This window comes from Campylobacter sp. MIT 99-7217 (assembly GCF_006864365.1).
Lineage (GTDB): Bacteria > Campylobacterota > Campylobacteria > Campylobacterales > Campylobacteraceae > Campylobacter_D.
Map to the genome: position 1 here is coordinate 90,578 of NZ_QHLJ01000005.1, position 14,371 is coordinate 104,948.

Here is a 14,371-nt window from a genome sequence, read left to right on the forward strand (position 1 = left end):
ATGATGAGAGTAAAAATCGGTTTAAAATGTGAAGAGACAGGCGATATTAATTATAGCACTTATAAAAATAGCAAAAACACAACTGAAAAGTTAGAATTAAAAAAGTATTGCCCAAGACTTAAAAAACATACACTTCATAAAGAAGTTAAACTGAAAAGCTAAAGGGCAATAGCTCCAACGGTAGAGCGCCGGATTCCAAATCCGATGGTTGGGGGTTCGAATCCCTCTTGCCCTGCCACAATCAAGGTTGTAAAATGGAAAAATTAATAACTTATTTTAGATTATCAAAGGTAGAGTTAAGAAAGGTTATTTTCCCTCTCAAAGAGCAGGTTAGAAATGCTTTTATTACTGTTTTAGTGGTTGTTTTTGTCGTGGCTTTATTTTTGTGGATAGTGGATTTAATCATGTCATCGTTACTATCTTTGGTTGTAGGTTAAGGTTTTTGATATGCAAGAGAATTTAGATACACAAAATATGGGGTCGCATAAGTGGTATGCTATACAAACTTATGCAGGAAGTGAAATGGCAGTTAAAAGAGCCATTGAAAATCTAATTCGTGATAATGGTATAGAAGAGCAGATTAAAGAAGTTGTCGTACCTACTGAAGATGTGATTGAGTTTAAAAATGGAAAAGAAAAGATAAGCGAAAGGAGCTTGTATTCAGGCTATGTATTTGCTTATGTTGATTTAAGTACCGAGCTTTGGCATAGAATTCAGTCTTTGCCTAAGGTTGGTAGGTTTATTGGAGAAAGTAAAAAGCCTACTCCTTTGAGTGAAAAAGATATCAAGTTGATTTTAGAAAAGGTTCAAAATAAGGCAGCGCCAAAGCCAAAAATTTCATTTGAAGAAGGCGAAAATGTTCGTATAGTCGAGGGACCTTTTGCAAATTTTACCGGTATTATCGAAGAATACGATATGGTTAGAGGCTTACTTAAGTTAAATGTATCGATATTTGGGCGTTCTACGCCTGTTGAAATCTTACATTCTCAAGTTGAGAAAATAGTTTAAGAATTAATTAAGGAGAAAATTATGGCTAAAAAAGTGGTCGGTGAAATCAAATTGCATATTGCTGCGACAAAGGCAAATCCATCACCTCCTGTAGGTCCTGCTCTTGGACAACAAGGTGTGAATATCATGGAGTTTTGTAAGGCTTTTAATGAAAGAACAAAAGATATGGCAGGTTTTAATATCCCTGTTGTGATCACTGTGTATGCAGATAAAAGCTTTACATTTATCACAAAGCAGCCTCCTGCAACAGATCTTATCAAAAAGGCAGCAGGCATTAGCAAGGGAGCAGATAATCCACTTAAAAATAAAGTAGGAAAGCTTACTAAGAAACAAGTTTTAGAAATAGTTGATAAGAAGCTTGCTGATTTAAATACCAAAGATAAGGAACAAGCTGCTAAGATTATAGCAGGTTCAGCTCGTTCTATGGGTGTTGAAATCGTTGATTAAAACTTTTACCGCCAAGTTTTAAAAGATGGCGGAAGCACTTTAAAAATGCGGAGAAATAAAAATGTCTAAAATTACAAAAAGATTAAAAGAGTTATCACAAAAGGTTGATAAAAACAAAGAGTATGCTTTAAATGAAGCTATTGATACTATCAAGGGTTTAGCCTCTGCTAAATTTGATGAGACTGTTGAGATTGCTTTAAAGCTTAATGTTGATCCAAGACATGCTGATCAAATGGTTAGAGGTTCAGTTGTTTTACCAGCAGGTACAGGCAAAAAAGTACGCGTAGCAGTTATAGCAAAAGATGCAAAGGCTGATGAAGCTCAAGCTGCTGGTGCGGATATAGTGGGAAGTGATGATTTGGTGGAAGAAATTCAAAAAGGAAATATGAATTTTGATGTATTAATCGCAACTCCAAATTTAATGGGTCTTGTTGGTAAAGTGGGTCGTATTTTAGGACCAAAGGGACTTATGCCAAATCCAAAAACAGGCACGGTTACCATGGATGTGGCACAAGCTGTTAATAATGCAAAAAGTGGGCAGGTTAATTTCCGTGTAGATAAACAAGGAAATATCCATGCAGGGCTTGGTAAAGTGAGCTTTTCTAAGGAACAATTAAATAATAATATCCAAACCTTTGTTAAGGCGATCAACAAGCATAAGCCCGCTACTGCTAAGGGAAGATATATCAAAACAGCAGCCCTATCTTTAACCATGAGTCCTTCTTTAAGTCTTGAAACCCAAGAACTTTTAGATATGAAATAAGAGTTGAGCTTTCAACTCTTTTACTATCTAAAATAAAAATTTGAAAAAATTATACTTTTTTTAAATTTTTATTTTAGATTGGAGATAGCCGAGGCTTTAAGCTTAATTGAATTGATTTTCTCTCTGCTTGAAATCGCCGGTCGGAAAGGAGAAGTATGACCAAAAATGAAAAGATTAAAATCGTTTCTGCTTTAGAAGAGGGTTTTAAAAAGAGCGAAGCTATTATTGTTTGTAATTATAAGGGCTTAAGCACTAAAAAACTTGAAGTTTTGCGTGAAAATGCAAGGGAAAATGGCGTTAAGGTGCAAATCATCAAGAACACCTTAGCAAATATAGCCTTAAATAATGCGGATAAAAAGGGACTTGAACTTAAAGATACAAATATTTATCTTTGGGGCGAGGATCAGTTAAGTGTTTGTAAAGTTGCTTCTAAATTTGAAGATGATAATGAGCAATTTAACATTAAATCCGCTTTCATTGAAACAGAAGTAGCAGATGTAGCCAAGGTTAAAGCTCTTGCTAAGATGCCTTCAAGAAATGAGTTGCTTGCTATGCTTTTGCAAGTATGGAATGCGCCAATCACCAATTTTACTATTGGTTTAAATGCGCTTAAAAATAAAAAAGAAACAGAAAATTAATATAAAAGGATAAAAAATGGCAATTTCTAAAGAAGATGTATTAGAATATATTTCAAATTTGAGTGTTCTTGAGCTTTCAGAGCTTGTGAAAGAATTTGAAGAAAAATTTGGTGTTTCAGCTGCCCCTGTTGTTGTAGCAGGTGCTGGCGGTGGCGGTGGCGGTGGTGCTGCTGCAGAAGAAAAGACTGAATTTAATATCGTTTTAACCGATGCAGGAGCTAAGAAAATCGAGGTTATTAAGGTAGTAAGAGCTCTTACAGGGCTTGGTCTTAAGGAAGCTAAAGATGCCACAGAGCAAACCCCATCAGTTCTTAAAGAAGGTGTAAATAAGGCTGAAGCTGAAGAAGCTAAAAAACAACTTGAAGAAGCTGGAGCTAAAGTAGAGCTTAAATAAGCTTTTTAAATTTAAAGAAGGCTTTTTTTAAGTCTTCTTTTTTTGATTCAATTTGAATCACTTTCTTTAAATTTTTTATCAATGAGGTGTATAAATGCTACACAACCAACCATCAAAAAGTCGTTTAAGAGTTGATTTTTCCAATATTTCCAAACAAATAGATATCCCAAATCTTTTACAATTACAAAAAAAGAGTTTTGATTATTTTTTAAATCTTGATGATAAGCATAGTGAAAGTGGTATAGAAAAGGTATTTAAGTCTATTTTTCCTATCCATGATCCACAAAATCGTTTAAGTTTAGAATATGTCAGTAGTGAGATAGGCAAGCCAAAATATACGATCCGTGAGTGCATGGAAAGAGGGCTTACTTATGCAGTAAATTTAAAGATGAAAATCCGCCTTACCCTACATGAAAAAGATGAAAAAAGCGGAGAAAAAGTAGGCATTAAAGATATAAAAGAACAAGAAATTTTTATTAGAGAAATTCCTTTGATGACGGATAGGATTTCTTTTATCATCAATGGGGTTGAAAGGGTTGTTGTAAATCAACTTCACAGAAGTCCAGGCGTTATCTTTAAAGAAGAAGAAAGCTCGACCGTTGCAAATAAACTTGTTTATACAGCTCAAATTATCCCTGATCGCGGTTCGTGGCTGTATTTTGAATACGATGCCAAAGATGTACTTTATGTAAGGATCAATAAGAGAAGAAAAGTTCCTATTACCATGCTTTTTAGAGCTTTGGGCTATAAAAAACAAGATATTATCAAACTTTTTTATCCTATACAAACCATACATGTTAAAAAGGATAAATTTGTAACTGAATTTAATCCAGATGATTTTATGGACCGCATAGAATATGACATAAAAGATGAAAAAGGTAAGGTGGTTTTACAAGCAGGGAAGCGTTTGACAAAGAAAAAAGCAGAAGAACTTGTTAAAAATGGCTTGAAATGGATAGAATATCCAGCTGAAATTCTTGCAAACAGATATCTAGCTTCTCCTATTGTTGATAAAAATGGCGAGCTTATTTTAGACTCTTTGACCTTACTTGATGAAAATAAACTTGCTAAAGCTAAGGAACAAAAGAGCTTTGAGATAGCAAATGACTTAGCAAATGGCGTAGATACGGCTATTATTAATTCTTTCTTGCAAGATAATGAAACCTTAAAAACCTTAAGACAAAGTGAAAATTTAGAAGATGAAAATGATTTAGCTGCGATTAGAATTTATAAGGTTATGCGTCCGGGCGAGCCTGTGGTAAAAGAAGCTGCTAAAACTTATGTGAATGATTTGTTTTTTAATCCTGAAAGATACGATCTTACAAAAGTTGGTCGTATGAAGATGAATCATAAGTTAGCTTTGAATGTTCCTGAGTTTGTGACCGTTTTAACAAATGAGGATATCATTAAAACGGCAAAATATCTTATAAAGGTAAAAAATGGCAAGGGGCATATCGATGATAGGGATCATCTTGGAAACCGCCGTATCCGTTCTATAGGAGAGCTTTTGGCTAATGAGCTTCATTTAGGGCTAGCAAAAATGCAAAAGGCAATTCGTGATAAATTTACAGCCTTAAGTACTGATTTAGACAAAGTTATGCCTTATGATTTGATCAATCCAAAGATGATCACTACTACTATCATTGAATTTTTTACAGGAGGACAGCTTTCTCAGTTTATGGATCAAACCAATCCACTAAGTGAAGTTACACATAAAAGAAGACTTTCGGCACTTGGCGAGGGTGGACTTGTAAAAGAACGAGCTGGATTTGAGGTAAGAGATGTTCATGCTACTCATTATGGAAGAATTTGTCCTGTTGAAACACCTGAAGGACAAAACATAGGGCTTATCAACACTCTTGCAACTTATGCAAAAGTAAATGATCTGGGCTTTGTAGAAGCTCCTTATAAGAAGGTTATCAATGGAAAGGTAAGTGATGAGGTGGTTTATCTTACAGCCACTCAAGAAGAAGGAATGTTTATCGCACCTGCTTCAACTAAGCTTGATTCAAAGGGAAATATCGTTGAAGAGGTTATTGAAGCAAGACAAGATGGAGAAACCATACTTGCAAGAAGAGAAGAGATCAATCTCATCGATCTTTGTTCGGGCATGATAGTGGGCGTTGCAGCCTCTCTTATACCTTTCTTGGAGCATGATGATGCAAACCGTGCTTTGATGGGTTCAAATATGCAAAGACAAGCCGTGCCTCTTTTAACCTCTGATGCACCTATAGTAGGAACAGGTATGGAAAAAGTCATAGCCCGTGATGCATGGATGGCTTTGAAAGCAAAAAGGGGTGGAGTTGTAGAAAAGGTTGATAATAAAAGTATTTTCATCTTAGGCGAAGATGAAAAAGGTCCTTTCATTGATCATTATTCTATGGAGAAAAATTTAAGAACAAACCAAAATACAGCTTATAATCAGCACCCTATTGTTAAAAAGGGCGATTTGGTAGAAGCTGGACAGATTATTGCCGATGGTGCAAGTATGGATCAAGGAGAACTTGCTATAGGTAAAAATGCTTTAATCGCTTTTGTGCCTTGGAATGGCTACAACTACGAGGATGCTATCGTTGTTAATGAAAGAATGATAAGAGAAGATGCCTTTACAAGTGTGCATATTTATGAAAAAGAGATTGAGGCTAGAGAGCTAAAGGACGGCATTGAAGAAATCACAAAGGATATCCCAAATATCAAAGAAGAAGATGTAGCTCATCTTGATGAAAGCGGTATAGCAAAGATAGGCACTCATATAAAACCTGGCATGATACTTGTAGGCAAGGTTTCTCCAAAGGGCGAGGTAAAGCCAACCCCTGAAGAAAGACTTTTGAGGGCTATTTTTGGAGAAAAAGCAGGGCATGTGGTCAATAAATCCTTGTATGCTACGGCTTCTTTGGAGGGCGTAGTTGTTGATGTTAAGATCTTTACCAAAAAGGGTTATGAAAAGGACGCAAGAACGATAAAATCATATGATGAAGAAAAGCTAACCTTGGAAAAAGAACACCATGACAGACTTTTAATGATGGATAGGGAAGAAATTTTAAGAGTTTGTGCCTTGCTTTCAAAATCAGCCTTAAATCTAGCACAAAAAGTAGGGGATAAAAACTATAAAAAAGGCGATAAGATCGATATAAAAGAATTAGAAAAGATTAATCGTTTTGCTTTAAATTCTCTTGTTAAGGCTTATTCAAAGGAAGTTCAAAAACAATATGATGATTTGAAAAACTACTTCCAAAATGAAAAGAAAAAGCTCAAAGCCGAACATGATGAAAAGCTTGAAATTTTAGAAAAAGATGATATTTTGCCAAGTGGGGTGGTTAAGCTTGTAAAAGTTTATATAGCTACAAAAAGAAAACTTAAAGTTGGCGATAAAATGGCAGGAAGACATGGTAACAAAGGTGTTGTTTCAAACATAGTTCCAGAAGTTGATATGCCTTATCTTGCAAATGGTAGAAGTATAGACATAGCTTTGAATCCTTTGGGTGTGCCAAGTCGTATGAATATAGGACAAATTCTAGAAAGTCATCTTGGTTTAGTAGGACTTAGCCTAGGTCATCAAATTCAAAAAATTTTTGATAAAAAGCAAAAGGACTTTGTCAAAGAGCTTAGGGCAAAAATGCTTGAAATTTGCTCTTTAGAAAGATTTGCTAAGGAAAAAGAATTCTTAAAAAGTCTTAGTGATGAGGATTTGATTGCTTATGCAAGAGATTGGAGTAAGGGTGTTAAATTTGCTACTCCTGTTTTTGAGGGTGCAACTATGGACGAGCTTGGCAAACTTTTTGAAATGGCTAAAATTTCAATGGACGGCAAAAGCGAGCTTTATGATGGACGCACAGGAGAAAAGATAGCTGAAAGGGTGCATGTAGGGTGTATGTATATGCTAAAACTTCACCACTTAGTTGATGAAAAAGTGCATGCAAGAAGTACAGGGCCTTACAGCCTAGTAACCCAACAACCAGTAGGCGGTAAAGCCTTATTTGGGGGTCAAAGATTTGGAGAAATGGAAGTTTGGGCCCTTGAAGCTTATGGGGCTGCTCATACTTTAAGAGAAATGCTTACTATAAAATCAGATGATGTTGAGGGTCGCTTTAGTGCTTATAAGGCCTTGACAAAGGGCGAAAATGTTCCAGCTACAGGCATACCTGAAACCTTTTTTGTTTTAACAAATGAGCTAAAATCCTTAGCCTTAGATGTTGAAATTTTTGATGAGGATAAAGAAGATGAGTAAATTTAAGATTATAGAGATAAAAGAAGAGGGAAGACCAAGAGATTTTGAAGCCTTTCAGTTAAGACTTGCTAGCCCTGAAAAGATCAAATCTTGGTCTTATGGAGAGGTAAAAAAGCCTGAGACCATTAATTACCGTACACTTAAGCCTGAAAGGGACGGACTTTTTTGTGCTAAGATCTTTGGACCAATTAGAGATTATGAATGCTTGTGTGGTAGATATAAAAAAATGCGTTTTAAGGGCGTAAAATGTGAAAAATGTGGGGTTGAGGTGGCTAGTTCTAAGGTGCGTCGTTCTAGAATGGGGCATATAGAACTTGTTACTCCTGTGGCTCATATTTGGTATGTAAATTCCTTGCCAAGCCGTATAGGAACGCTTTTGGGCGTTAAGATGAAGGACTTAGAACGCGTGCTTTATTATGAAGCTTATATAGTTGAAAGTGCTGGTGAAGCCTTTTATGATAATGAGAGCAATAAAAAAGTCGAATTTTGTGATGTTTTGAATGAAGAGCAGTATCAAAGTCTTATGCAAAGATATGAAAATACGGGCTTTAAAGCAAGAATGGGTGGAGAAGTTATCCGTGATTTACTTGCTTCTCTTGATCTAGTTGAACTTTTAAATTCGCTCAAAGAAGAAATGTCAGCTACAAATTCAGAAGCAAAGAAAAAGACTATCGTGAAGCGTTTAAAAGTAGTTGAAAATTTCTTAAATTCAAATTCTAATACCAATACCAATGAAGAATCTGTGCCAAATCGTCCTGAGTGGATGATGATTACAAATTTACCTGTTTTACCACCTGATTTGCGTCCTTTGGTTGCTCTTGATGGTGGCAAATTTGCTGTTTCTGATGTGAATGATTTGTATCGTCGTGTGATCAATAGAAACGCTCGTCTTAAAAGGCTTATGGAACTTGATGCGCCTGAGATCATCATAAGAAATGAAAAAAGAATGCTTCAAGAAGCTGTAGACGCACTCTTTGATAATGGTCGTAGAACTAATGCTGTAAAAGGAGCAAATAAACGCCCTCTTAAATCCTTAAGTGAGATCATTAAAGGAAAACAAGGTCGTTTTAGGCAAAACTTACTTGGAAAAAGGGTTGATTTTAGCGGACGAAGCGTTATAGTTGTGGGTCCTAAGCTTAGAATGGATCAATGTGGTTTGCCTAAAAAAATGGCATTAGAGCTTTTTAAGCCTCATCTTTTAGCCAAACTTGAAGAAAAAGGTTATGCAACTACGGTCAAGCAAGCTAAAAAAATGATAGAAAATAAGACCAATGAAGTTTGGGAATGTTTAGAAGAGGTCGTCGAAGGACATCCTGTCATGCTAAACCGCGCTCCAACCTTGCATAAACTTTCTATACAAGCTTTTCACCCTATTTTGGTGGAAGGCAAGGCTATACAGCTTCACCCTTTGGTATGTTCAGCCTTTAATGCAGACTTTGACGGCGATCAAATGGCTGTTCATGTGCCACTTTCTCAAGAAGCTATAGCTGAGTGTAAAATTTTAATGCTTTCTTCTATGAATATCTTACTTCCTGCAAGTGGTAAGTCTGTAACTGTGCCTTCTCAGGATATGGTTTTGGGAATTTATTATCTTTCTTTGGAAAAGGTGGGAGCAAAGGGTTCTCATAAAATTTGCACAGGTATTGATGAAGTGATGATGGCTCTTGATTCAAATTGCCTTGATATTCATGCAAGTATTCAAACCGTTATTGATGGTCAAAAGATAGTTACGACAGCTGGAAGGCTTATTATAAAATCTATATTGCCTGATTTTGTACCTGAGTATATGTGGAATAAAATTTTAAAGAAAAAAGACACTGGCGCCTTGGTTGATTATGTGTATAAAAAAGGAGGGCTAGGCATTACTGCAAGCTTTTTGGATAAACTTAAAAATTTAGGCTTTGAATACGCTACTAAGGCTGGTATTTCTATCTCAGTAGCTGATATTATCGTACCTGAAGAAAAGCAAAAAAAGATTGATGAAGCCAAGAAACAAGTTCGTAGCATACAAAATTCTTTTAATCAAGGGCTTATTACTGCGAGCGAGAGATATAATAAGATCATTGATATTTGGAAAAGTACAAATAATAGTCTTTCAAAGGAAATGATGAGTCTTATCCAAAAAGATAAGGAGGGCTTTAATTCCATTTATATGATGGCTGATAGCGGGGCTAGAGGAAGTGCAGCTCAAATTTCTCAGCTTGCTGCTATGCGTGGGCTTATGGCAAAACCTGATGGCTCTATCATTGAAACGCCCATCATTTCAAATTTCCGTGAGGGTCTTAATGTGCTTGAGTATTTTATTTCAACGCATGGTGCTAGAAAAGGACTTGCTGATACAGCTTTAAAAACAGCAAATGCTGGTTATCTTACTAGAAAGCTCATTGATGTGGCTCAAAATGTGAAAATTACTATAGATGATTGCGGAACTCATGAAGGTGTTGAAATTAATGAAATCACAGCCGATAGTGCCATAGTTGAGACTTTGGAAGAAAGGATTTTAGGTAGGGTTTTATCAGAAGATATTATCGATCCTATCACAAATGAAACCTTGTTTGCTGAGGGTACATTAATAGATGAAGAAAAAGCAAAAATCATCAGCGAAAGCGGTATCAAAACCGTTAATATCCGTACTCCAATCACTTGTAAGGCAAAAAAGGGAATTTGTGCAAAATGCTATGGGATAAATTTAGGAGAGGGTAGCTTGGTTAAGGCTGGAGAAGCAGTGGGTATTATTTCAGCTCAGTCAATTGGTGAGCCAGGAACTCAGCTTACTCTAAGAACTTTTCACAGCGGTGGAACAGCAAGTACGGATTTGCAAGATAGACAAGTTGTTGCTCAAAAAGAGGGCTTTGTGAGATTTTATAATCTTGATACCTATACAAATAGAGAAAAGAAAAAAATCGTTGCCAATCGTAGAAATGCAGGAATTTTACTTGTAGAGCCAAAGATTAAAGCACCTTTTAAAGGAACTTTGCATATAGAAAATATACATGAAGATGTGATTATTACCCTTAAAAATAAAACTCAAGAAGCAAAATATACCTTAAGAAAGCATGATCAAGCAAGATCAAATGAGTTGGCCGGTGTTAGTGGAAATATAGGTGGTAAGTTTTATCTCCCTTATGCAAGTGGCACAGAAGTTGAACAAGATGAGAGTATAGTTGAGACTATAAAAGAGGGTTGGAATGTGCCAAATCGTATCCCTTACGCAAGTGAAATTCTTGTTCAAGATGGCGATCCTATCCCTACAAATATTAAAGCTGGAGAAAAAGGAACTTTGAAATTTTATATACTCAAAGGTGATGGCTTGGATAGGGTAAGGAATATTAAAAAAGGTTATGCTGTCAAAGAAAAAGGATTTTTTGTTGTTATTGCTGATGAGAATGATAGAGAAGCTAGGAGGTATTATATCCCTAGAGAATCTATAATCGAATTTGATGATAGTGCTGTGATCGATGATCCACAAGCTATTATAGCTTCAGCACCAAGTAAAAATAAAATGGTTATTGCTGAGTGGGACGCTTATAATAATACTATCATTGCGGAAATGGACGGCGTTGTTAGCTTTGAAGATGTTGAGGTGGGTTATAGTGCTGATGAACAAATCGATGAAGCGACGGGCAAAAGATCTTTGGTGATTAATGAGTATTTACCAGGTGGAGTGCGTCCTACTATCGTGATCAGTACAAAAGGTGGAAAAACCTTGCGTTATCAGCTTGAGCCAAAAACAGCTATTTTTGTTAATGATAAAGATAAGGTTATGCAAGCTGATATTTTGGCAAAAACTCCAAAGGCTGTAACAAAATCAAAGGATATTACCGGAGGTCTTCCAAGAGTTTCAGAACTCTTTGAAGCAAGAAAGCCAAAAAGTGCTGCGGTGATAGCTGAAATAGATGGAACTGTGCGTTTTGAAAAACCTTTGCGTTCAAAAGAAAGGATTGTCATCGAGGCTGAAGATGGAAGCAGGGTCGAATATCTTATCGATAAAAATAAACAAATCCAAGTTAGAGAAGGCGAATTTATCCACGCAGGAGAAAAGCTTACTGATGGGGTGATTTCAAGCCATGATGTGCTTAAAATTTTGGGCGAAAAAGCCTTGCATCATTATTTGATCTCTGAAATTCAGCAAGTTTATAGGGGTCAAGGAGTTGTCATTTCTGATAAGCATATAGAAGTCATAGTCTCTCAAATGCTAAGACAGGTTAAGGTCGTAGATAGTGGCAATACCAAATTTATAGTTGGGGACTTTGTTTCAAGGCGTAAATTTAAGGAAGAAAATGAACGCATTTTAAAAATGGGCGGAGAGCCAGCCATAGCTGAGCCTGTCTTGCTTGGGGTTACTAGGGCTGCTATTGGAAGTGATAGCGTTATTTCTGCTGCTTCTTTTCAAGAAACCACCAAGGTCTTGACTGAGGCTAGTATAGCTGGTAAATTTGATTATCTTGAAGATCTTAAAGAAAATGTAATCCTTGGTAGAATGATACCTGTTGGAACAGGGCTTTATCAAGAAGAAAAAATCAAACTCAAGGCGAATGAATAAACTAAGTAGCTTCGTGCTACTTAGTTAGTTTTATTTATCTTTATTTTTCTTGCGTATTTTGCGTGAGATTGCTATCTAAATTCTTAAGAAGTAATGTAAGCTCGCTTGCCTTTTGAGGAGTCATTTTTGAAAGTACTCCTGAAATTTTTCTTGCTTCTAAAGAAAGCATGATCTTAGAGGCTTCATCAGCGTCCATTTGGCTTAAAACATCGGCTATGGACTGATCTTTCATTTGCGAATAAATTTCTTTAACCCTATCTTGTGTTTTGCTGTTTATGGTTTCAAGATTTTTTTGTGTTTGAGCTAGTATATTTTCATTTTCTTTTTTAGTTTGCTCGATTTTAGCTAAGGTAGCATTTACTTCAGCTTCTTTTTTAAGCAAGGCTTCCATTTTTTCCTTTTGCAAGGCTTCAAAGGAGGCTTTATAAGCTTCAAGTGCCTGTTTTGCTTCGTCAAATTCTCTAATTTGCAACTCAAGTTGAGCCTTTCTTGCTTCTATGTAGGAATTGATCTCAGCCTCAGTTGCAGCTTGTGCAAAAAAAGAGCATAGAAAAATCAAGCTTACTATCTTTTTATTCATCTTTACCTCCATAAAAATGCCTACTTATAGCAATTTCATCTATAAATTTCTCTTCCATTTTTTTAAGCTCATCTTTTATTTTTTTGATTTCCTCTGTTTTGAGATATTTGATTTTTTCATATTCTAAGCTAGCTTGCTTATAAAGGTTTTGATAATGACTCATCTCTTTATTTGAAAGTTCTAGTTTTTCTTTTGCAAGTTCTTTTGTATTTCTTGCTACATCAAGCATTTGTAAGCCTTGCCTTAATAAATGAACATCACCATTTTGAGGCAGACTCATAGAAAGATATTCTAAATTTGCAAGCTTAAAGGCTTCTTCATGTGCTATTTGTCTTGCTCTTGCTTGATTTAGATTAAGCTCAGCCTTATCAAGTTGTTGTTTTCTTACTTTTAAAACCGAATCATATTTACTTTTCATAAGATTATAGTATCATCTCTTTCAGGGCTTGTAGAAATATATTTCACTTTTACACCACAAAGTTCTTCTAGTCTTTTGATAAAATTTTTAGCATTTTGTGGCAGAAGATCAAAATCCCTTATCCCAAAAACCTTATCCCAGCCCGGCATTTCTTCATAAATGGGTTTGACATTTTCTAAATCCACAGGGACATAATCAATCTCTTGACCCTCATATTCATATGCTTTGCAAATTTTCACACTCTTAAAACCATCAAGTACATCAAGTTTCATCAAAGATAAGGAATCAAGTCCGTTAAGTCTTGCTGTATATTGTACAGCTACAGCATCAAACCAACCACAACGCCTTTTTCTTCCCGTACTTACACCAATTTCCTTGCCTATTCTTGCTATTTTTTCTCCATCTTCGGTCTTATCTTCGGTAGGAAAAGCTCCATTTCCAACACGAGTAGTATAGGCTTTGACTATGCCGATGATATTGCCTGCTTGTTTTGGATTAAGACCAAGTCCTGTTAAAGCTCCTGAAGAAACGGTGTTTGAACTTGTTACATAAGGATAAGTTCCATGATCTATATCAAGCATACTTCCTTGCGCTCCTTCTATCAATACTCTTTTGTCATTATCAAGAGCATTATAAAGCATTCTTGTTGTATCAGTGATAAAAGGAGATAAAATTTCACTATACCTTTTGATATCTTTTAAAAGTTCCTCTTTTTCTGGTATTTGAATTTCTAACAGATTAAACAAGGTTTTATTATTTTCAAAATCCTTAAATAAATTTTCGCACAATCTCACAGGATCTAAAAGTTCAAACATTCTATGTCCAACCCTATCAATCTTATCGGCATAAGCAGGTCCTATACCTTTTCCTGTCGTTCCTATAGCATTGATACCTTTTAGCTTTTCTTTCGCGATATCTATGAGTGAGTGATGGGCTAAATTTAAATGAGCTTTGTTACTGATATAAAGTCTTCCCTTAAGATCTTCAAATTGTGCCATTTCACAAATCAAAGCCTCAGGAGAAACGACAACCCCATTGCCTATGATATTGACACATTGAGAATGCAAAACACCAGAAGGGATAAGATGTAAAGCATAGCGAACGCCATCAACCCAAATTGTATGTCCAGCATTGTGTCCGCCGGCACTTCTGCATACAAAATCATAATTTTCGCAAAGTTTATCAACGACCTTACCTTTACCCTCATCGCCCCATTGTATCCCAACTACAATATCAGCTTTACTCATATTCTTCTCCATCATCAAACAAATCCAAAAATTCTAACAAAAATAACTTTAAAAACCATAAATACAGCTAAAATACTTTAAAATAAACAAATACCTTTGCTAATA

At 35.7% G+C, this 14,371-nt stretch carries 12 protein-coding genes and 1 tRNA gene; 10 read left to right on the top strand and 3 right to left on the bottom strand.

What is annotated here, in order from left to right:
• Positions 1–3 precede the first annotated feature (3 nt).
• The 10 genes from rpmG (at position 4) to rpoC (ending at position 12,021) form a co-directional block, all read left to right on the top strand.
• The gene (gene rpmG, locus DMB92_RS05665) at positions 4–162 is read left to right on the top strand and encodes a 50S ribosomal protein L33 (protein WP_142682088.1); all 159 of its coding nucleotides are present in this window, start codon (positions 4–6) and stop codon (positions 160–162) included.
• Positions 163–238: transfer RNA gene (locus DMB92_RS05670), tRNA-Trp, on the top strand.
• A 16-nt stretch (positions 239–254) separates the two neighbouring features.
• On the top strand, positions 255–437 hold the full coding sequence (gene secE / locus DMB92_RS05675; protein ID WP_142682089.1) for a preprotein translocase subunit SecE: 183 nt from the start codon (positions 255–257) through the stop codon (positions 435–437).
• A gap of 37 nt (positions 438–474) precedes the next feature.
• Positions 475–1,008: a transcription termination/antitermination protein NusG gene (gene nusG / locus DMB92_RS05680; protein WP_142682158.1), complete on the top strand. Its 534-nt coding sequence runs from the start codon at positions 475–477 to the stop codon at positions 1,006–1,008.
• A 21-nt stretch (positions 1,009–1,029) separates the two neighbouring features.
• Positions 1,030–1,455 carry a 50S ribosomal protein L11 gene (rplK, locus tag DMB92_RS05685; RefSeq protein WP_142682090.1) on the top strand — a complete coding sequence of 142 codons (426 nt, stop codon included), beginning with the start codon at positions 1,030–1,032 and terminating at the stop codon, positions 1,453–1,455.
• 61 nt (positions 1,456–1,516) lie between these two features.
• Positions 1,517–2,218: a 50S ribosomal protein L1 gene (gene rplA / locus DMB92_RS05690; RefSeq protein WP_142682091.1), complete on the top strand. Its 702-nt coding sequence runs from the start codon at positions 1,517–1,519 to the stop codon at positions 2,216–2,218.
• Between the two features lie 155 nt (positions 2,219–2,373).
• On the top strand, positions 2,374–2,856 hold the full coding sequence (rplJ, locus tag DMB92_RS05695) for a 50S ribosomal protein L10 (protein ID WP_142682092.1): 483 nt from the start codon (positions 2,374–2,376) through the stop codon (positions 2,854–2,856).
• Positions 2,857–2,872: 16 nt separating this feature from the next.
• The gene (gene rplL, locus DMB92_RS05700; protein ID WP_142682093.1) at positions 2,873–3,250 is read left to right on the top strand and encodes a 50S ribosomal protein L7/L12; all 378 of its coding nucleotides are present in this window, start codon (positions 2,873–2,875) and stop codon (positions 3,248–3,250) included.
• A 94-nt stretch (positions 3,251–3,344) separates the two neighbouring features.
• Positions 3,345–7,478, top strand: a complete 4,134-nt coding sequence (rpoB, locus tag DMB92_RS05705) for a DNA-directed RNA polymerase subunit beta (RefSeq protein ID WP_142682094.1) — start codon at positions 3,345–3,347, stop codon at positions 7,476–7,478.
• Positions 7,471–12,021 carry a DNA-directed RNA polymerase subunit beta' gene (gene rpoC, locus DMB92_RS05710; protein ID WP_142682095.1) on the top strand — a complete coding sequence of 1,517 codons (4,551 nt, stop codon included), beginning with the start codon at positions 7,471–7,473 and terminating at the stop codon, positions 12,019–12,021. The genes rpoB and rpoC overlap by 8 nt, the downstream gene beginning before the upstream one ends.
• 40 nt (positions 12,022–12,061) lie before the next feature.
• On the opposite strand, the gene DMB92_RS05715 is transcribed toward rpoC, so the two are convergent.
• Genes DMB92_RS05715 through DMB92_RS05725 form a run of 3 tightly spaced genes read right to left on the bottom strand, consistent with a single transcriptional unit; the run spans position 12,062 to position 14,266 of the window.
• Positions 12,062–12,601 (bottom strand): MotE family protein, encoded by a 540-nt coding sequence (locus DMB92_RS05715; RefSeq protein ID WP_142682096.1) that lies wholly within the window; start codon positions 12,599–12,601, stop codon positions 12,062–12,064.
• A complete protein-coding gene (locus tag DMB92_RS05720; protein ID WP_142682097.1) occupies positions 12,594–13,019 on the bottom strand; it encodes a flagellar export protein FliJ in 426 nt (141 codons plus the stop codon). The genes DMB92_RS05715 and DMB92_RS05720 overlap by 8 nt, the downstream gene beginning before the upstream one ends.
• Positions 13,016–14,266, bottom strand: coding sequence for an adenylosuccinate synthase (locus tag DMB92_RS05725; protein ID WP_142682098.1), 1,251 nt, complete (start codon positions 14,264–14,266; stop codon positions 13,016–13,018). The genes DMB92_RS05720 and DMB92_RS05725 overlap by 4 nt, the downstream gene beginning before the upstream one ends.
• Positions 14,267–14,371: the final 105 nt, after the last annotated feature.